This is a genomic window from Citrobacter sp. S46_ASV_140, from assembly GCF_018919545.1.
GTDB lineage: Bacteria > Pseudomonadota > Gammaproteobacteria > Enterobacterales > Enterobacteriaceae > Citrobacter > Citrobacter braakii.
In genome coordinates, this window is sequence record NZ_JAHLRC010000009.1 from 36,486 (window position 1) to 56,909 (window position 20,424).

The 20,424-nt window shown below is 54.4% G+C and carries 16 protein-coding genes; 14 read left to right on the forward strand and 2 right to left on the reverse strand.

Features of this window, described 5'->3' with window-relative positions:
* Positions 1–9: 9 nt before the first annotated feature.
* Both KQJ19_RS04705 and KQJ19_RS04710 read left to right on the forward strand, forming a co-directional pair.
* The gene (locus KQJ19_RS04705; RefSeq protein ID WP_216403387.1) at positions 10–2,154 is read left to right on the forward strand and encodes a hypothetical protein; all 2,145 of its coding nucleotides are present in this window, start codon (positions 10–12) and stop codon (positions 2,152–2,154) included.
* Entirely contained in the window at positions 2,124–2,840 is a 717-nt protein-coding gene (locus KQJ19_RS04710) for a DUF3142 domain-containing protein (RefSeq protein WP_049282502.1), read from the forward strand. The genes KQJ19_RS04705 and KQJ19_RS04710 overlap by 31 nt, the downstream gene beginning before the upstream one ends.
* On the opposite strand, the gene cueR is transcribed toward KQJ19_RS04710, so the two are convergent.
* Complete coding sequence (gene cueR / locus KQJ19_RS04715; protein ID WP_029139441.1) at positions 2,837–3,247, reverse strand: Cu(I)-responsive transcriptional regulator; 411 nt, start codon at positions 3,245–3,247, stop codon at positions 2,837–2,839. The two genes, KQJ19_RS04710 and cueR, sit on opposite strands and share 4 nt — an antisense overlap.
* Before the next feature lie 290 nt (positions 3,248–3,537).
* Between cueR and KQJ19_RS04720 the strand changes: the two genes are divergently transcribed.
* The 10 genes from KQJ19_RS04720 to ybaK all read left to right on the forward strand — a co-directional run bounded on the left by KQJ19_RS04720 (position 3,538) and on the right by ybaK (position 15,133).
* The gene (locus KQJ19_RS04720) at positions 3,538–5,682 is read left to right on the forward strand and encodes a TonB-dependent receptor (protein ID WP_016152101.1); all 2,145 of its coding nucleotides are present in this window, start codon (positions 3,538–3,540) and stop codon (positions 5,680–5,682) included.
* A 2-nt stretch (positions 5,683–5,684) separates the two neighbouring features.
* Entirely contained in the window at positions 5,685–6,509 is an 825-nt protein-coding gene (locus tag KQJ19_RS04725; protein WP_016152100.1) for an ABC transporter substrate-binding protein, read from the forward strand.
* A gap of 18 nt (positions 6,510–6,527) precedes the next feature.
* Positions 6,528–7,874 (forward strand): heme anaerobic degradation radical SAM methyltransferase ChuW/HutW, encoded by a 1,347-nt coding sequence (hutW, locus tag KQJ19_RS04730; protein ID WP_019076190.1) that lies wholly within the window; start codon positions 6,528–6,530, stop codon positions 7,872–7,874.
* A 3-nt stretch (positions 7,875–7,877) separates the two neighbouring features.
* Positions 7,878–8,372 (forward strand): heme utilization cystosolic carrier protein HutX, encoded by a 495-nt coding sequence (gene hutX, locus KQJ19_RS04735; RefSeq protein ID WP_216403388.1) that lies wholly within the window; start codon positions 7,878–7,880, stop codon positions 8,370–8,372.
* Positions 8,372–8,995 carry an anaerobilin reductase gene (gene chuY / locus KQJ19_RS04740; protein WP_016152097.1) on the forward strand — a complete coding sequence of 208 codons (624 nt, stop codon included), beginning with the start codon at positions 8,372–8,374 and terminating at the stop codon, positions 8,993–8,995. The genes hutX and chuY overlap by 1 nt, the downstream gene beginning before the upstream one ends.
* A 51-nt stretch (positions 8,996–9,046) precedes the next feature.
* Positions 9,047–10,039: an iron ABC transporter permease gene (locus KQJ19_RS04745; protein ID WP_207388536.1), complete on the forward strand. Its 993-nt coding sequence runs from the start codon at positions 9,047–9,049 to the stop codon at positions 10,037–10,039.
* Entirely contained in the window at positions 10,036–10,806 is a 771-nt protein-coding gene (locus KQJ19_RS04750) for a heme ABC transporter ATP-binding protein (protein WP_216403389.1), read from the forward strand. The genes KQJ19_RS04745 and KQJ19_RS04750 overlap by 4 nt, the downstream gene beginning before the upstream one ends.
* Positions 10,807–10,953: 147 nt before the next feature.
* Positions 10,954–13,455 (forward strand): copper-exporting P-type ATPase CopA, encoded by a 2,502-nt coding sequence (gene copA, locus KQJ19_RS04755; RefSeq protein WP_216403390.1) that lies wholly within the window; start codon positions 10,954–10,956, stop codon positions 13,453–13,455.
* 203 nt (positions 13,456–13,658) lie between these two features.
* Entirely contained in the window at positions 13,659–14,453 is a 795-nt protein-coding gene (locus KQJ19_RS04760; protein WP_049282508.1) for a TraB/GumN family protein, read from the forward strand.
* A gap of 200 nt (positions 14,454–14,653) precedes the next feature.
* The gene (ybaK, locus tag KQJ19_RS04765; RefSeq protein WP_016152092.1) at positions 14,654–15,133 is read left to right on the forward strand and encodes a Cys-tRNA(Pro)/Cys-tRNA(Cys) deacylase YbaK; all 480 of its coding nucleotides are present in this window, start codon (positions 14,654–14,656) and stop codon (positions 15,131–15,133) included.
* A gap of 181 nt (positions 15,134–15,314) precedes the next feature.
* Here ybaK and ushA read toward each other — a convergent pair whose 3' ends face one another.
* Positions 15,315–16,967, reverse strand: coding sequence for a bifunctional UDP-sugar hydrolase/5'-nucleotidase UshA (ushA, locus tag KQJ19_RS04770; RefSeq protein ID WP_016155880.1), 1,653 nt, complete (start codon positions 16,965–16,967; stop codon positions 15,315–15,317).
* 296 nt (positions 16,968–17,263) lie between these two features.
* On the opposite strand from ushA, the gene fsr reads away from it, so the two are divergent.
* Entirely contained in the window at positions 17,264–18,484 is a 1,221-nt protein-coding gene (fsr, locus tag KQJ19_RS04775) for a fosmidomycin MFS transporter (protein WP_016155879.1), read from the forward strand.
* Between the two features lie 224 nt (positions 18,485–18,708).
* Positions 18,709–20,388, forward strand: a complete 1,680-nt coding sequence (ybaL, locus tag KQJ19_RS04780; RefSeq protein ID WP_016152087.1) for a YbaL family putative K(+) efflux transporter — start codon at positions 18,709–18,711, stop codon at positions 20,386–20,388.
* Positions 20,389–20,424: the final 36 nt, after the last annotated feature.

Sequence of the window (20,424 nt, forward strand, 5' to 3'; positions counted from 1 at the left end):
AATAAGACTATGGTCAGGAAGACACCCCTTGCCTTTGCCCTTTGCTCATTATTGGTCGCCGCCCCGCAGGTATTCGCCTCTTTCGATATGGAAGACTGCAAATGGAGCGACGACAGCTGCCTGCTGAAAGGCACGCCCACCTTCAATCCGGAAAACGACAGCCGTGATAACCTGCTGCGGCTGCTGAGCCAGGAGAAATCATTTGCTCTGCCGGTGCAGTCGATGCCGGCGGACATCACCCGCTCCCGCGATTTCTATTTTGCGTATCATCCGCAGTGGGATGACATTGCCCCGCAGCCAGCCGCAGCGCAGGTATCTGCCGAAGACAGCCCCCTGTCCCGACAGATAGCCGAACTGAACATTAGCGCAGACGAAATAAACGTCAACGACGCTGAGCTTGAGAACCGTCATGTTTCGAACAATACCGCGAGCGTCAGCGCGTTTTTTGCCGGACTGCTGGCCGACTCAGCGTTAACGGCAAATCAGCGTCAGGCCCTGGCCCAGGCGCGTACAGGACTGTTATCCGGGGCAACCCGCGAGCAGATTGAGTCATCGCTTGCCACCCTCCCGGCAGATTCTCCAGCTCAGTCCTACAAAAGCTATCTGGCAGCAGCCGCCAGTTTTTATGCCGGTGATTATGCCAGCGCCGAACAGGATTTCGCTCAGCTAGCCAAAAGCGATCGTCCGTGGCTGGCTGAGACCGCGCAATACATGCTGATACGTGCGGCGTTGAACAAAAGCAGCCAGAACAGCGTGGGCGAGTACGGCGATTTTGATATCACAAAAATTAACCGCGAGGACGCTTCTCAGGCTCAGACGCTGGCGCAAGCCTATCTGCAACACTACCCGCAAGGCCTGTACGCCGCTTCCTCGCACGGTATGCTGCGTCGTATCAACTGGTATTTACAGGCGTGGCCGCAATTGGCGGGGTTGTATGAGCAGACGCTTCAGCAATCGGCTGACGCACAGCAACTGCGTGAGATCGTCATCGAATACGATAATGTCTACGGCATGGCGTTCTACGAACAGTCCGTGGTGGAGGCTTTCCCCGATGCGCCGCTTGTCAGCTATATCGAACTGCTGCGCGCGTTGCGCCTGAATAACAACAATAAACCAACGCTGACTCAGGCCCAGCTTGACGCCAGCAAACCGGTGTTTGAGCAGAGCCAAAAACTGCCGCTATGGCGCGATCTGCAGCTGAATCTGTGGCTGGCAACGGGCAACTACGCGGCGATTATTTCGGCAGTTACCCCGGCGCAGAAACTTCCGGCCCACGATACGCTGGCCTTCAGCGAACAGGTGCTGTACGGCGAAGCGCTGATGGGCCAGCAGAAATGGACCACCGCACGTGATTTCTGGCAGACATTGCTGAAGCTCAGCCAGGACAACGAACAGCAGCAGTATGTGCAGGCTAAGCTAGCCGCGACGCTGGTTTATAGCGGCGACGTGGCGGCAATTTTCGCCCCAGAAAGCGCAGTAACTAACCTGCGCTTTCGCTCGCAGGTGCTGAAAACCCAGGCCACGCCTGAACTACTGCGCCAGCAAGCCGTCCATGGTCCTAATAACGAAGAGCGTACCATCGCCCTGCATACGCTGCTGGTGCGGGATCTCACTGAGCATCGCTTTGACGACTGGCTGAATGACAGAAAACTGGCCAGCGCCATTACGCCGCCGGTCATTGGCGAAGCGTTTGATGACGTTAATCTGAGTATTTTCGACTGGAAAGGCGACTCTGCCGAGAGCGGTTATACCTGTCGCAGCCTCAATGAAACGGTAACGGTTCTGAGCAAACAAGCGCATGATGCCCACGCCCTGAACTGCTTAGGCGAATTTTTCCGCACTACGCAAACCCACGTTGATTTATGGAAAAACAGTTCCGGCAACGATGTGCTTGAATCAGCAATCTCGCGCAAGAAACCGTTCGGCCAGTTCGACAGGCAAAGCTACTACCAGCAGGTGATCACATCGCCAAAAGCAGAGGTTGAAGATAAGAGCTTTGCGCTGTATCGCGCCATCATGTGCTATGCGCCGTCAGGCTCTAACGAGTGCGGCGGTGAGGAAGTGGATAAACTACAGCGTAAAGGCTGGTTCACCCAACTGAAAACGCAGTATCCGGGAAGTCCGTGGGCGCAAAAACTCAAATACTACTGGTAACTGCGCTACTGCTCGGCCAGGCACAGGCGGCGGAAATCGTCGCCGCCCGTGAACATCCGGCCTTCTGGCTATGGTCCGGAGTGAAGGCCAGTGACGAGCTGAAAAACGCACAAACGGTCTATCTGCATCAGGGCGAGGTACTGGTACGTTCAGGTAACGTGGTGTTCCAGCGTCTAGGACTGCCGGTTAATCGCCTGACTTTCCCCTCTATCTGGTTGACCGTGCGCTTTACCACACTCGACGTACCGGAGGAGATCCCGGCGCGCATCATACGCTTGATGCAACGCTGGCAGGCGGCCGGGAATCACGTCATCGGCCTGCAGGTTGATTTTGACGCGGCGACCCATCAGCTTGCCGATTACGCCCACTTTCTGCAGCAGTTACGCCAACGGCTACCGACCGAGTTTGCACTTGGCGTAACCGGACTACTGGATTGGGCAAAAACGGGCGACGTCGCCACGCTGAACGCGCTGGCGGTCGATGAACTGGTGGTCCAGAGCTATCAGGGACGTCACACGGTACCGAATTATCAGGCGTATCTGCCCGCCCTCAGTCGTCTGCGCATTCCATTTAAGCTGGGGCTGGTACAAAACGGTAGCCGGGACACGCAGGCTGAAGCGCAGCTTGAGAAATCACCGTGGTACCGCGGCACGGTGGTGTTTATGCTTAATCCGCCACTCCGTTAAGCCTTCGCTTTATGGTGGCAGCAGCCGGAGAGATTATCAATAATCGGGCATTCGGCGCTGTCATCGCCAGGGCAACTCTCCGCCAGCGCCAACAAATGCAAGCGCATAGCCTGCAGCTCGCTGATATGGCGCTCAATATCCGCCACCTTTTCTAACGTACGCTTTTTCACATCTGCGCTGTGACGCGCCGGATCGTTAAACAGGTTCACCAACTCGCCGCACTCTTCCAGGTTAAAACCAACCTGTCGTGCCTGTCGTAACAGCGTAAGCTCATTCAGATGCTGTTGGTTGTATGTGCGATAGCCATTTTCGCTACGCAGCGGCGGCGTCACTAACCCCTTTTCTTCGTAAAAGCGTATCGCTTTGCTGGTTAAACCGGTTTTTTTCGCAACATCGCTAATATTCACGTTTCCCCCGCTGATCTTGTTGGTACTGAGCCACATTATAGCCCACATTGCCGTAATCCTTTACCCAAGAACCCCGCGCATTTTCCACCATCACAGCGATGCACAAATCCTTTTAATTCACATTGTTATATCCGATTCAGATCACATTTCAGCATTTATTGACCACTCAAAATTGACTCAAATCAAAAGATGTATCGGTTCTGCACCTTTCATCTTGAACAAAGGGGAACAATTTTATATACAAACGCGAATGATAATGATGATCATTTACATTCAACAAAGGTTCTCTTATGTTGCCACGGATTAATCAAAGGCCATTTATTCTTTCAGCCCTGACATTATGCATGTCCGGCGCTACTTTTGCAGCGACCTCTCCAACACACGGTTCAACGTCCGACGAAGATACAGTAATCGTTACGGCTAACCGCACAGAAAGTAGTCTCTGGGATAGCCCGGCAACCATTCAGGTTATCGATCGCCAGACGCTACAAAACTCCACCAGCGTTTCTCTTGCTGATGATTTACAAGATATCCCCGGCGTCGAAGTTACCGATAACGCTCTCGCAGGTCGGAAACAAATTCGTATCCGTGGCGAAGCTTCTTCGCGGGTGCTGATTTTGATAGACGGCCAGGTCGTCAGCTACCAACGTGCCGGACAAAACTACGGAGCCGGTTTACTGATTGACGAATCTGCGCTGGAACGCATTGAAGTGGTCAAAGGCCCTTATTCTGTCCTCTACGGTTCGCAGGCAATTGGCGGCGTCGTGAACTTTATTACCAAAAAAGGCGGCGATAAGCCTCTGGGTGGTAGCGTTAAGGCTGTTTATAACTCCGCAACGGCAGGATGGGAAGAGTCAGCGGCAGCCTGGGGAAGCATCGGTAACTTTGACTACCGCATCAATGGCAGCTATTCCGACCAGGGGGATCGCGATACACCTGACGGAAGATTGCCCGACACCAACTTCCGTAATAACGGCCAGGGAGTGTGGCTTGGCTACAACCTCGATCGCCACAAAATTGGACTCTCACTCGACCGTTATAAGCTATCCACTCAAACCTGGTTTGACGATCCCGAAGGTCAGTTCGACGACTTTAGCGTCAAAATTCCTAAGCTGGAACGCGAGAAAATCGGTCTTTTCTACGACTACGCGGCCGACGGGGATTACCTGAAGAACATCCATTTTGACGCATACACCCAGACAATAGAGCGCAAATTTGAAAACCGGGTCAAAACGACCCAGATTATCCCCAGCCCGATGATTAAAGCGCTGACGGTAAGCAATCAAACCAATACCAACGACAAACAATATACCCAGGGTGTAACGCTGCAGGGCAATATCTCCCTTCCGGCTAACAACACGCTGGTGATTGGCACTCAGTATCAGCATGACAAAATAAAACAAGACACGGACGGCAGTACGCGCCAGACCGCGGCTACCGGCTTCTTCGATACGCAAACCCGTACCCTGTCATATAACGAAGCGGAACAAAGCAACACCTCACTGTTCGCGCAAAACGACTGGCGCTTTGCCGATGACTGGACGTGGACCGTGGGCGCACGCCAGTACTGGCTGTCTTCGAAACTCAATCGCAACGATACGCAAACTATCCAAAGCAGCGGCACCACCTGGCAATCCACCGGGGGAAATTCCGTTCACGATGATGAACTGGTGACTTCGACCAGCCTGCGCTATTCCGGCTTTGAAGATCTTGAACTCCGGGCTGCATACGCCCAGGGCTATGTCTTCCCCACGCTTACTCAGTTGTTCATGCAGACATCCGCCGGCGGCAGTGTTACCTACGGCAACCCAAACCTGAAGGCGGAACACTCAAATAACTATGAGTTGGGCGCGCGGTATAAAGGGAATATGTGGCTGATTGACGGTGCTATTTATTACTCCGAAGCCAAAGACTATATCGCCAGTCTGGCCTGTTCAGGCCAACCCGTTTGCAACGGCAACACCACCTCTTCCCGCGGCGGCTATTACTACTACGACAACATCGATCGTGCCAAAACCTGGGGCATGGAATTAACCGCAGAATACAACGGCTGGGCGGTTTCCCCCTACCTGAGCGGTAATCTCATTCGCCGTCAATACGAAGGCAACACCATAAAAACCTGGGATACCGGCGAACCCACGCTGACCGGGCGCGTTGGCCTGAAACATACCTGGTTGATGAATGTCGCTAACGTGACGTCCGATGTCTTTATTCGCGCAGCGTCCCGCGCCAAAGATAATACCGGCACCACGGAAATAAACTACCCAGGCTGGGCCACGCTAAACCTCGCATTCAACACTGAGTTTGGTCCGCAGGACCAGTATCAGGTCAACCTCGCGCTCAACAACCTGACCGACAAGCGTTACAGAACCGCGCATGAATCTATCCCAGACGCTGGTTTCAATGCCGCTGTTGGCTTTGCGTGGAATTTCTGACGATGAAAAAACTCATGATTGGCTTACTGAGCCTCGCCTGTGTTTTCAGCGCCCAGTCCGCTGACCGCCTGGTGGTGGCGGGCGGTTCGCTTAGCGAACTGATTTACGCCATGGGCGTCGGCAACCGGGTGGTTGGCGTCGATGAAACCACCTCATACCCACCTGAAACTGCCGCACTCCCGCATATCGGCTACTGGAAGCAGTTAAGCAGCGAGGGCATTTTATCGCTGCACCCGGACAGCTTTATCACCTGGCAGGATGCAGGCCCTCAAATCGTTTTGGATCAGCTCCGGGCGCAGAAAGTTAACGTCGTTACATTGCCGCGCGTACCGGCCACCGTCGAGCAGATGTACGCCAACATTCGGGAGCTGGCTCAAACGCTGCGCATTCCTGAACAAGGTGAAGCGCTGGTCAATCGCCTGCATCAACGTCTGGATCGTGTTCAGCACAGCGTGGCGGCGAAGAATGCGCCGGTCAAAGCCATGTTCATTCTCTCCGCTGGCGGCAGCGCGCCGCAGGTCGCCGGCAAGGGCAGCGTTGCCGATGCCATTATGACCCTTGCAGGCGCACAAAATGTCGCCACCCACGCGCAGTATAAAAGTTACAGCGCGGAGTCGCTGATCGCCGCCAACCCGGAGGTGATCGTGGTGACGTCGCAAATGGTGGATGGCGATCTGGCTCGTCTGAGCGCGATTGCCGGTATTACCCACACTGCGGCCTGGAAAAATCAGCGCATTGTGGCGGTAGACCAGGCGCTGATTCTGGGTATGGGGCCTCGCGTCGCCGATGCGGTTGAAGCCCTGCACCAGCAATTCTGGCCTCACTAACTGGATTTATAAAAAAGAATGAAAACTGAACACTCGCTGGATCTCACCGCGCATTTTGCGCTTGAGGGAAGTCAGCCCTTTAAGGATCGCCGCGCCACAATGCCATGGCGCGGGGCGATCCCGATTGCCAAAGAGCTATTGTCACAAACCTGGCAGGATGTTATCAGCCAGCCTACCCCGCCGCGTAAACGGCTGGTGTACTTGCATATCCCTTTTTGTGCAACGCATTGTACTTTCTGCGGTTTTTATCAAAACCGTTTCGAAGAAGATCACTGCGCCCGCTACACCAACGCGCTGTTGCGCGAAATCGAGATGGAAGCCGATAGCGCATTACATCAGTCAGCCCCAATTCACGCCGTCTATTTTGGCGGCGGTACGCCTTCAGCGCTGTCAGCACGGGATCTGGGCAGAATCATCACCGCGCTGCGTGAAAAGTTACCGCTGGCGCCGGACTGCGAAATTACCATTGAGGGACGAGTACTCAATTTTGACGATGCGCGAATTGATGCCTGCCTTGACGCTGGCGCCAATCGGTTTTCGATCGGTATTCAATCTTTTAACAGCCGGATCCGCAAGAAAATGGCGCGCACCTCGGACGGCCCGACCGCAATTGCCTTTATGCAGGGGCTGGTAAAACGGGATCGTGCCGCCGTGGTATGCGATCTGTTGTTTGGTCTGCCAGGACAAGATGCAAAACTGTGGGGCGACGATCTGGCGATTGCCCGTGACATCGGCCTCGACGGCGTAGATCTTTATGCGCTGAACCTGATCCCCAATACACCGCTTGGCAAAGCAGTTGAAACCGGGCGCACAACCGTTCCCTCTCCCGCCGAACGTCGCGATCTCTATCTTCAGGGTTGCGATTTCATGGACAGCGCGGGCTGGCGCTGCATCAGCAACAGCCACTGGGCGCGTACCACGCGTGAACGCAATCTGTACAACCTGCTGATTAAACAGGGAGCAGACTGTCTGGCATTCGGCTCAGGCGCCGGGGGATCAGTCAATGGCTATTCCTGGATGGTCGAGCGCAATCTGACGACATGGCATGAATCTATCGCCGCCGGGAAAAAACCGCTAATGATGATGATGCGTACCGCCGAGCGTGGTTTCCAGTGGCGACACACTCTCCAGGCGGGCATTGAAACGGCCCGTGTCCCGCTGGATGAACTGACGCCTCATGCACAAAAACTGACCCCGCTACTGACCCAATGGCATCACGCAGGACTGACGCGAGATGCCAGCACCTGCGTGCGCCTGACCAATGAAGGGCGTTTTTGGGCAAGCAATATTTTGCAGTCTCTTGATGAACTTATTCAGGCACTTAACGCGCCGCGCATTGCGGTAGAACAACCATACCAGGAGTGAATTATGAGCCATGTCTCTTTACAGGATTTTTTGAAAACTGAACCGGACGGTACGCTGGAAACTATCGCTGCCCAGTACAACACCACGCTGCTGGAGGTGGTGAAAAACCTCCCCTCCCCGACGCTGGTTTCCGGCGATCAATTTGATACCGTCTGGGAAACCGTCAGCGAATGGGGCAAAGTCACCACCCTGGTCCATACTGCTGATGTCATTCTGGAATTCACCGGTGAATTACCTTCCGGATTCCACCGTCATGGCTACTTCAACCTGCGCGGCAAAAAAGGCATGACCGGTCATATCAAGGCAGAAAACTGTACGCATATTGCCCTGATTGAACGCAAATTTATGGGAATGGACACCGCGTCCATTCTCTTCTTTAACCAGGCGGGTAGCGCGATGTTCAAAATTTTCCTCGGTCGGGATGAGCATCGACAGTTACTGGCCGAACAGGTCAGCGCCTTTCACGCGTTGTCTTCATCTTTAAAGGAACATGCCTGATGGCTCCATGGCTCATTTTTGGTGCGGGTGGTAGCGGCGTCGGTGCGAAAACGCTTGAACTCGCACTGGCGGAACAACGTCCGGTGATTGCCGTCGTTCGCAACGCACAGGTCGCTGCTGGGTTGCAGGAAAAAGGTGTGCAGGTCTTCATCGGCGACGCCTGCGATAGTCAGGTCACCGCCTGTGCCTGTCGCGCAGCGGGTCAACATGCCACGGTGATCTCCTCCATGGGCGGCGCCCAGGATTATCTGGCGCACAGAACCGTCATTGATGAAGCAGAAAAAGCGGAGATCAAGCGCATGATTCTGGTGACCTCACTCGGCTGCGGTGACAGTTGGCCTTTTCTTTCTTCACGCGCAAAGGCCGCATTTGGTCAGGCTGTACGGGAAAAATCGCTGGCTGAAAGCTGGCTACAAACCAGTCGACTGGACTACGCCATTCTCCGCCCCGGCGGTTTGCTGAACGGTGCAGCCACCGGCCAGGCGCAACGAATACAGGCTCAGGAGTGTCACGGCTTTGTGATGCGTGCAGATGTTGCGAAGCATATTCACGAACTGGCCACTGCGCCAGCACTTAATAACCAGATTTACAGTTTGGTTGAGCCGGGACTGAAACCCGCGTAAACCCCTCACGGCGCGGGAACTCCGCGCCGCAAAGACGTTATGGAGCGTTACGTGCTTAAGGACTCGCTTTCTTCCGTCAGCATCCTGACGGGTCTTTCTCTTTTGCTGGTTGCTCTGATGCTCTTCGGTGCCAGCCAGGGGGCGCTGAACATTAGCTTCAGCGCTCTGTTCAACGACGAATATCGTGATATCTGGTTAAACATCCGCCTGCCTCGCGTGCTGCTGGCCGTTCTGGTCGGTGCTGCGCTGGCGACGGCTGGGGTCATCATGCAGGGACTTTTCCGCAATCCGATGGCCGATCCTGGCCTGCTTGGCGTCAGCAGCGGCTCCGCGCTGATGGTCGGCATCGCGATAGTTATCCCATTTTCGTTCCCCGTAGTGCTGGTGCTGTATGAGCAGATGATTTTTGCCGTCGCAGGCAGCATGGTGGTCTGCACGATTATTTTCCTGATAAGCCAGCGTCATAACCACGGTGGAATGATGCAACTGCTGTTAGCCGGTATCGCTATCAATGCCCTGTGCGGTTCGGCTATTGGCGTACTGAGCTATGTGGGCGACGAGCAGCAGCTACGTCAACTTACATTGTGGATGATGGGAAATCTCGGCCAGGCCCAGTGGCCAACGCTGTTGGTTGCCAGCACGTTTGTTCTTCCAGCCATTGTTGTAACCGTCTGCATGGCGGGAACGCTTAATTTACTGCAGTTGGGTGATGAAGAGGCGCATTACCTCGGCGTAAACGTCAAACGTAAGCGTCAGCAGTTACTGTTGCTCAGTTCGCTCCTGGTTGGCGCTGCGGTTTCCGTCAGCGGCGTAATTGGCTTTATTGGCCTGGTGATCCCGCATCTGATCAGAATGACGACCGGCGCCGATCATCGCTGGTTGATTCCCTGCTCTACGCTGGCCGGTGCCTGTTTACTCCTGATTGCCGACACGTTGGCCCGCACACTTGTTCAGCCAGCCGAAATGCCCGTTGGCCTGTTAACCAGCCTGATCGGGGGACCGTATTTCCTGTGGTTAATACTGCGTAGCCGGAGGGTGTCATGATCGTCGCTGAAAATCTGGTCTACCACATTCAGGGAAGACGACTGACCGACGACGTTTCCCTGACGCTACCTGATGGAGAGATCATCGCGATTCTTGGCCCGAACGGAGCCGGGAAATCGACGCTGCTACGCCAGCTTACGGGATATCTGCAGCCCCACAGTGGGCGTTGTAGCATGTTTGGCAAGCCGCTGGACAAGTGGTCAATCACCGAGCTGGCAAAAACCCGTGCCGTGATGCGTCAGAATAGTCATATGGCCTTCCCGTTTAGCGTTCAGGAGGTCATTCGCATGGGCAGACATCCGTATCGTACGCGCAACACGGGCGATGAAACGGAGCACATCATGGCATTGTGTGATTGCCAGGCGCTGGCCACACGCGATTACCGGCATCTGTCGGGAGGAGAACAACAGCGGGTACAGCTGGCGCGCCTGCTGGTTCAGCTTTGGGAGCCCGAGCCTGGGCCGAAATGGCTGTTTCTTGATGAACCCACCTCCGCGCTGGATATTCACCACCAGCAGCACCTTTTTCGTCTGCTACGTCGTCTGGTGCGTGAACGGCAGTTTAACGTCTGCTGCGTCCTGCACGATCTCAACCTCGCGGCGCGCTATGCCGACCGTGTGGTATTGATGGAACGCGGCAGAATAGTTGATAACGGATATCCGCAGGATGTCCTGAAGCAACGGTCGCTGAACGCGCTGTACGGTGCCGATCTCACGGTCATAAATGAACCGGAGCATCGAACGCCAATTATCGTCCTCAATCAATAACAGACCGGGAACCCCTGACGTGGCGTTCCCGTTTTTTCTCCCTTTACTCCCTTTTTTCACCTTTTCTAAAAACGCCCTTGACCTTCCCCTTGCTGGAAGGTTTAACCTTTATCACAGTCAGTTAATCCTGCAAAAAAGGAGTTGGTTATGTCTCAAACAATCGATCTAACCCTGGACGGCCTGTCCTGTGGTCACTGCGTAAAACGCGTTAAAGAAAGTCTGGAACAACGTCCGGACGTTGAGCAAGCGGATGTCACCGTGACAGAAGCGCATGTTACCGGGAGCGCCAGCGCAGAAGCGCTGATTGAAACTATCAAACAAACCGGTTACGGCGCGGAGTTAAGCCACCCAAAGGCTAAACCGCTGACGGAGTCATCAATCCCGTCGGAAGCACTGGCAGCGGTCCCTTCCGAGCTTCCGGCAGCTACGGCTGATGATGACAGCCAACAGTTGCTGTTAAACGGCATGAGCTGCGCCAGTTGTGTGACCCGCGTACAAAATGCATTGCAAAGTGTACCGGGCGTCACGCAGGCACGGGTAAACCTGGCGGAACGCACTGCGCTGGTAATGGGCAGTGCCTCCGCCGCAGATTTAGTACAGGCGGTTGAAAAAGCGGGCTACGGCGCAGAAGCGATTGAAGATGATGCTAAGCGTCGCGAGCGTCAGCAAGAAACCGCCGTGGCAACCATGAAACGTTTTCGCTGGCAGGCAGCCGTCGCGCTGCTCCTGGGTATCCCGGTGATGGTATGGGGCATGATTGGCGACAACATGATGGTGAGCGACGACAACCGCAGCCTGTGGCTGATGATTGGTCTGGCAACGCTTGCCGTGATGGTTTTCGCGGGCGGTCACTTTTACCGCAATGCGTGGAAAAGCCTGATGAACGGCACCGCGACCATGGATACGCTGGTGGCGCTGGGTACGGGGGTGGCATGGCTCTATTCCATGAGCGTCAACCTCTGGCCACAATGGTTCCCGATGGAAGCGCGACACCTCTATTATGAAGCCAGTGCCATGATTATCGGTCTGATTAACCTCGGACACATGCTGGAAGCGCGGGCTCGCCAACGCTCGTCTAAAGCACTGGAAAAACTACTCGATCTGACACCGCCGACCGCACGTGTCGTCACTGACGAAGGTGAAAAGAACGTGCCGCTGGCAGAGGTGCAGGCTGGAATGTTACTGCGCCTGACCACCGGTGACCGCGTTCCGGTTGATGGCGAAATCACTCAGGGTGAAGCCTGGCTGGATGAGGCCATGCTGACCGGTGAGCCGATTCCACAGCAAAAAGGTGCAGGCGATAGCGTCCACGCCGGTACGGTCGTACAGGACGGTAGCGTGCTGTTCCGCGCCAGCGCTGTTGGCAGTCACACCACGCTGTCGCGCATTATTCGTATGGTGCGCCAGGCGCAAAGCAGCAAACCGGAAATTGGCAAACTGGCCGACCGCATCTCCTCGGTGTTCGTTCCGGTCGTGGTCGCCATTGCGCTAGTCAGTGCGGCTATCTGGTATTTCTTTGGACCGGCGCCGCAGCTTGTCTATACGCTGGTAATCGCCACCACCGTCCTGATTATTGCCTGCCCTTGTGCGCTGGGTCTGGCAACGCCGATGTCGATTATTTCCGGCGTCGGGCGCGCCGCTGAATTTGGGGTGCTGGTACGTGATGCCGATGCGCTGCAGCGCGCCAGCACGCTCGATACCATCGTGTTTGATAAAACCGGGACGCTAACTGAAGGCAAACCACAGGTTGTCGCCATCAAAACGTTTGGCAATACCGACGAAGCGCTGGCAATTCGTCTGGCAGCGGCCCTTGAACAGGGTTCCAGCCACCCGTTAGCCAGGGCGATTCTGGACAAAGCAGGTGATGTCACGCTGCCGCAGGTCAACGGTTTCCGTACGCTGCGCGGTTTAGGCGTCAGTGGCGAAACGGAAGGTCATACGCTGCTGCTGGGAAACCAGGCGCTGCTCAATGAACAGCAGGTAGATACCACTGAAATGGAGGCTGAAATCACCGCTCAGGCTTCCCAAGGCTCAACTCCGGTACTGTTAGCGATTGACGGTAAAGCGGCAGCGCTGTTAGCGGTACGTGATCCTCTGCGTAGCGACAGCGTGGCAGCGCTCCAGCGTCTGCACCGCGCCGGGTATCGTCTGGTGATGCTCACCGGCGACAACCCAACGACCGCCAACGCCATTGCCAAAGAGGCGGGTATTGATGAGGTGATTGCTGGCGTTCTGCCTGACGGTAAAGCCGAGGCGATTAAACGTCTGCAGAGCCAGGGGCGTCAGGTTGCCATGGTCGGTGACGGTATCAACGATGCGCCTGCGCTGGCTCAGGCTGATGTAGGGATTGCCATGGGTGGCGGCAGCGATGTGGCGATTGAAACCGCCGCGATTACGCTGATGCGCCATAGCCTGATGGGCGTTGCCGATGCGCTGTCTATCTCCCGGGCAACGCTGCGCAATATGAAGCAGAACCTGCTCGGCGCGTTTATCTATAACAGCATCGGTATCCCCGTTGCCGCCGGGATTTTGTGGCCGTTCACCGGAACACTGCTCAACCCGGTCGTTGCCGGGGCGGCGATGGCGCTCTCCTCCATTACCGTGGTGAGCAACGCTAACCGACTGCTGCGCTTCAAACCTAAAGAGTAAGCCTTTACCGGATGCCGCTCTGAACGGAGCCCCAAATCATTCGCGTTGCATTAAGGCGGCAAGTATAAAAACCCCAGGAGCATAGCCAACTATGTGACTGGGGTTTTTTGCTCGCTGCCAATAAAGAGGCTGAGGGAATGATGAAGTGTATTTGCACCTTCCTGGACCACGCGCTAGCATGGAAGTCTACTTAGGGAGGCCGTATGGATCTGTTGTACCGGGTAAAATCATTTTTCACCGCGCTACGCGGCAACCACTATACCTGGCCTGCCATCGACATCTCCTTGCCCGGTAACCGCCATTTTCACCTGATTGGCAGTATTCACATGGGCAGCCGCGATATGGCGCCTCTGCCTGCCAAATTACTCAAAAAGCTCCAGCGTGCCGATGCGCTCATTGTCGAAGCCGATGTTTCCGGCGACGACGCGCCGTTTGCCAACCTTCCGACCTTTGCCGCACTGGAAGAGCGCATCAGCCCAGAGCTGTTAGATAATCTGCACAAAGTCACCGACGAGCTGGGTATTTCCCCTTCCCTGCTGTCTACCCAGCCGCTGTGGCAAATCGCCATGGTCTTGCAGGCAACGCAGGCGCAGCAGTTGGGGTTGCGGGCAGAATACGGCATTGATTACCAACTACTGAATGCGGCAAAAAAGGTGCATAAACCCATAATCGAGCTGGAAGGCGCATCCAGCCAAATCGAGCTGTTGTGTCAGTTACCCGATAACGGACTGGCTCTGCTGGACGATACCCTGACGCACTGGCATACCAATGCCAGACTGCTACAACAGATGATGGGCTGGTGGCTTAAAACGCCGCCACGCAATAGCGAACTCACTCTACCCAATACTTTTAGCCAGTCGCTGTATGACGTTTTGATGCATCAGCGTAATGCGGCCTGGCGCGATCGACTCAGGGCGATGCCTGCCGGTCACTATGTTGTAGCCGTTGGCGCGCTGCATTTGTATGGAGAAGGAAATTTGCCGGAGATGTTACGGTAAAAAAATGGCCAATATTGCTATTGGCCCGTCAAAGAGGAATTTCATCATTATTATGATCCCGACGCTTAAAGCATCGGTGTAGTTCGATTGTCGCTCAAAGTCATCATCCTGCCAACACTATTGCGCAAGATGGTACTATTTTTTAGACAGACATCAGGCGTATGCTTGTGTCGTATTTTGTCTGGGCCAGGAAAATTGCTATGACACCCGCCGTTAAATTACTCGAAAAAAACAAAATTTCTTTTCAGATCCACACCTACGATCACGATCCGTCCGAGACGAACTTTGGTGACGAAGTGGTACGCAAGTTAGGTCTGAATGCGGACCAGGTCTACAAAACGCTACTGGTTGCCGTGAATGGCGATATGAAGCACCTGGCGGTTGCCGTTACGCCGGTAGCCGGTCAACTGGATCTCAAAAAAGTCGCCAGGGCGTTGGGAGCCAAAAAGGTCGATATGGCCGATCCGATGATCGCGCAGCGAACCACCGGGTATCTGGTAGGCGGCATCAGCCCGCTGGGGCAGAAAAAAAGATTGCCGACGCTCATCGACGCTCCCGCCCAGACGTTTGACACCATTTATGTGTCCGGCGGCAAACGCGGGCTGGATATTGAACTGGCAGCAGGCGATTTGGCGAAAATTCTGGATGCGAAATTCGCCGATATCGCACGCCGTGATTAATTGTCTTTTGCCCGGTGATACGGCGATTGCGCCTACTGCGATTACAGGGTGTGATTGGTGAAGACAGTTTGGGTTCGGCCAGCGCGCAGGAACCGGAGCATAGAGGTAATAAGTAGGATTATTGGGCCGCCATGAAGGGCGGCCCGGAGGAGCGGATAAAATGATGCCCCAAATTGCCCTGTTACTGCCAGCTTACCTCGCCCTTCGGCTCATACGCACCGGCATCGAGCGGTGAGTTCTTCTGTACGTACTCTTTCAGCACTTCCGCATCAATAAACCCGGTATTCACATAGCCAGGCTTGTTATCAATTCGCGGATAGCCATCGCCGCCGGTGGCATTGAAGCTCAGCGTTGCCATGCGATAGGTTTTGGCTGGATCAACGGGTTCGCCTTTAATTTTCAAATCGTTAAGTTTGCCGTCTTTCGCCACGAAGCTGACGTTGGCAAACTGCGGATAAGCCCCGGAATCCGGCTTCATTTGCGCCACGGCGGTCAGATAGTCAATCACCTCTTTCCCGCTCATGTCGGCGTACACCACGATGTTACCGAACGGCTGCACCTTCAGCACGCTCTTATAGGTGATATCACCGCCTTCGATGGAGTCACGGATACCGCCGCCGCTCATCACGCCAAAATCAGCGCTGGTTCGCGCCATTTGCGCAGCCAACAGTAAATGCCCCATGTTGGTCTGCACGAAACGGACTTTACTACGGTCGCCTTCGAGGCGCGCATTGACGCTACCAATTTTCACGTCGAGCTGCGCTTTACCTTTATTCTGGAACGGCGTCAGCAGAGAAAGCATTTGCTGATTTTCTGCAATTTCCGGGGTGTAGAGTACGCGCTCACTTTTACCGTTGTCCCAGGTCACTTTTTTCTTCAGGTTGACGGGGATGAGCTGGTAGTTAACCATTTTCATTTCGCCATTGCGGAACTCAAAGTCCGCCCGCCCAACGTATTTCCCCCACTCATGCGCCTGCACAATCCAGATCCCGTTTTGCTTGTCTGGCGCACACGGCGTACCCGGTACGTAATCAACCTGCTTCTTGTTTTCCGCGGCCATACATACCGGATCCTGCGAGTGACCACCCACAATCATTGCCAGCGATCCCGCCGGCAGGCTGCGCGCCATTTCTACGTCGCCAGGCGCGTTCGAGCCGTGATTGCCATTGTCATAATGTCCCATATGGGTGGTCGCAATAATGATGTCCGGCTTTTCCCCCATATTCAGTTCCTGGATAACCAGTTTGGCTTCATCAGCAGGTTTACGGAACTCAATATCGGTAAAGAACTCAGGGTTGCCAATTTTCGCCGTATCGTCAGTGGTTAAACCGAGTACGGCAATTTTTAAATCCTGGCGCTTAAAGATGGCCCACGGCTTAAACAAACGCTCACCGGTGCTTTTCTGATAGATATTGGCCGAGAGAAACGGGAATTTGGACCATTTTTCCTGCTGGCGCAATACGCTAAGCGGATTATCAAACTCGTGGTTTCCGACCGCCATCGCATCATAGCCAATCAGGTTCATTCCGCGAAAATCAGGTTCCGCATCCTGCAGATCGGACTCCGGTACGCCGGTATTAATGTCGCCACCGGAAAGCAGCAGTACACTGCCTCCTTCCTCAGCCACCTCTTTACGAATACCGTCCACCAGCGTTTTTTGTGCCGCCAGCCCGTATTCACCGTATTCGCTGCGCCAGAAGTGACCGTGATGATCGTTGGTATGCAGAATGGTAATTTTGTAGGTTTTATCTTTTTCGTACGCCTGTGCAGGTTGACCTGCCAGCGCAAATGCGGCTAATAACGCCAGCGCCACGCCCCGTTTTAAAAACTTCATATTTCACTCCCTGACTCAATATCAACCGCCATACCCGTTATCCTTCAAATTACATGTGCGTTGGCTGCGCTCACTTCCCCCTGTCGCTTATGCAGTAAGCTCCTGGGACTCTCGCGTTTGCCGCCTACCTGTAAGTCGAATTAGTCGGGCATAAAATTACAGCTACTGAAAATAATAGCCGAAAATGTTTTCAGAAATGAGACTTCCTTCAAACACCTTCCGCAGGTATGTTAGTCAGGTAATAATAACAAATTAGATTACCCTCATAATCGCAACCCAAACAGAAGTGACTTTCTATGGCAATAAGTGAACCAACCCAGCCAGTGGCTGGCGCGTCAGCGTCGGTTGCTAAAGCACGCACCTCATTTGGCATTTTAGGGGCAATCAGCCTCTCCCATCTGCTAAACGATATGATCCAGTCGCTGATCCTGGCGATTTATCCGCTATTGCAGTCAGAGTTCTCGCTGACGTTTATGCAGATAGGGATGATTACCCTGACCTTCCAGCTTGCTTCCTCACTGCTGCAACCGGTTGTGGGTTACTGGACGGATAAATACCCGATGCCGTGGTCGCTGCCCATTGGGATGTGCTTCACGCTGAGTGGGCTTGTTTTGCTGGCCATGGCCGGCAGTTTCCATATGGTCCTGCTCGCCGCAGCGCTGGTTGGTACCGGCTCTTCGGTATTTCACCCGGAATCATCCCGCGTGGCGCGAATGGCCTCCGGCGGTCGTCACGGTCTTGCCCAGTCAATTTTCCAGGTTGGCGGCAACTTCGGTAGCTCTCTGGGACCGTTACTGGCGGCTGTCATCATCGCGCCATATGGTAAGGGTAATGTGGCCTGGTTTGTGCTGGCTGCGTTATTAGCGATTGTCGTCCTGGCGCAAATCAGCCGTTGGTATGCCGCGCAGCACCGGATGAGTAAAGGAAAACCGAAAGTCGCCATCGTGAATCCGTTACCACGGAATAAAGTGGTACTGGCGGTAAGCATCTTGCTGGTGCTGATTTTCTCCAAATACTTCTATATGGCGAGCATCAGCAGCTATTACACCTTTTATCTGATGCAAAAATTCGGATTATCGGTACAAAATGCCCAGTTTCACCTGTTTGCCTTCCTGTTTGCCGTCGCAGCCGGGACGGTGATTGGTGGACCATTGGGCGATAAAATTGGCAGAAAATATGTTATTTGGGGCTCTATCCTCGGCGTAGCACCCTTTACCCTCTTTTTACCCTACGCAACGCTGGAATGGACCGGGATTTTAACCGTGATCATTGGTTTTATCCTCGCATCGGCGTTTTCTGCCATTCTGGTCTACGCGCAGGAGCTGCTTCCTGGCCGTATCGGCATGGTTTCTGGGCTATTTTTCGGTTTTGCCTTCGGCATGGGCGGCTTGGGAGCCGCGGTGTTAGGGCTGATTGCCGACCATACCAGCATCGATTTGGTCTACAAAATATGTGCTTTCCTGCCACTACTGGGGATACTGACCATATTCTTACCTGATAACCGACATAAAGCCTGATTTTCTGACGGCCAAAAGTAAATTTTGGCCGTCAGACTTACAGTAGCCATCAGCCTTTGCCTCTCACATACCGCTGTACTTTTCCGATCCGTGCTTTTTTACGTCTAAAATCCTATTTTCATCAAAATTCAATAATTATTCACAAACAAAAACATCAAAATTGTCATAAACTATTACTCGTCGTTTGAGTTTTCAGGATTATCACAGCAACCAAAGGAGACGGAATGCATCACGCCACCCCGCTTATCACCACCATTGTCGGCGGCCTTGTGCTCGCTTTTATATTAGGCATGATTGCCAATAAACTACGTATTTCTCCTCTGGTGGGATATCTGTTAGCGGGCGTTCTGGCCGGTCCATTTACACCTGGTTTTGTTGCTGATACCAAGCTAGCGCCTGAACTGGCCGAGCTTGGCGTAATCCTGCTGATGTTCGGCGTGGGGCTGCACTTTTCGCTGAAGGATTTGATGGCGGTAAAGTCTATCGCCATTCCCGGCGCGATTGCCCAGATAGCGGTGGCAACGCTGCTGGGCATGGCGCTTTCAGCGGTGATGGGCTGGTCGCTGATGGTAGGGATCGTGTTTGGTCTGTGTCTTTCAACCGCCAGTACCGTGGTGCTATTGCGTGCGCTTGAAGAAAGGCAGCTCATTGACAGTCAGCGCGGGCAAATCGCCATTGGCTGGCTGATTGTCGAAGACCTGATGATGGTGCTGACGCTGGTTCTCCTGCCAGCCGTCGCTGGAATGCTGGAAAAAGAAGATGTCGGCTTTGCCTCGCTGGCCGTAGATATGGGCATTACCATCGGTAAGGTGGTGGCGTTTATCGCAATTATGATGCTGGTTGGTCGTCGCCTGGTGCCGTGGATTATGGCCCGTAGCGCCGCAACCGGCTCACGCGAACTGTTTACCCTGTCAGTCCTCGCCCTCGCATTAGGTATCGCATTTGGCGCAGTGGAGCTGTTCGATGTCTCCTTTGCACTGGGGGCATTCTTCGCTGGCATGGTGCTGAACGAATCTGAACTGAGTCACCGTGCGGCGCATGACACCCTGCCGCTGCGCGATGCGTTCGCCGTACTGTTCTTCGTTTCCGTCGGGATGCTCTTTGATCCCATGATTCTGATTCAGCAACCGCTGGCGGTGCTGGGCACGCTGGCGATTATCATCTTTGGTAAATCCCTTGCCGCCTATTTCCTGGTGCGCCTGTTTGGTCACTCCCAACGCACAGCGCTCACCATTGCCACCAGCCTGGCGCAGATTGGTGAATTTGCCTTTATCCTGGCGGGTCTGGGCATGGCGTTAAACCTGCTGCCGCAGGCCGGACAGAATCTGGTGCTGGCGGGGGCGATCCTGTCCATCATGCTTAACCCGGTGCTGTTCGCGGTGTTAGAAAAATATCTCGCCAAAACAGAAACGCTGGAAGAACAGACGCTGGAAGAGGCTATTGAAGAAGAGAAGCAAATTCCGGTGGATATCTGCAATCACGCCCTGCTGGTTGGCTTTGGGCGCGTCGGTAGCCTGCTGGGCGAGAAATTGATGGCTGCGGGGATCCCGCTGGTAGTTATCGAAACCTCACGCACCCGAGTGGATGAACTGCGCGAGCGCGGGATCCGCGCGGTGCTGGGAAATGCCGCCAACGAAGAAATTATGAATCTGGCGCATCTGGATTGCGCACGCTGGCTGCTGCTGACCATTCCCAATGGCTATGAAGCGGGTGAAATAGTCGCTTCAGCACGCGAGAAGTGCCCGTCGATTGAAATTATCGCCCGCGCGCATTATGACGACGAGGTGGAATACATTACCGAACGCGGCGCCAATCAGGTCGTCATGGGTGAGCGTGAAATCGCCCGTACCATGCTGGAGCTGATTGAAACGCCGCCTGCAGGTGAGGTGGTCGTTACAGGCTGATGTCGTTGCCGGATGACGCTATCGCTTATCCGGCAT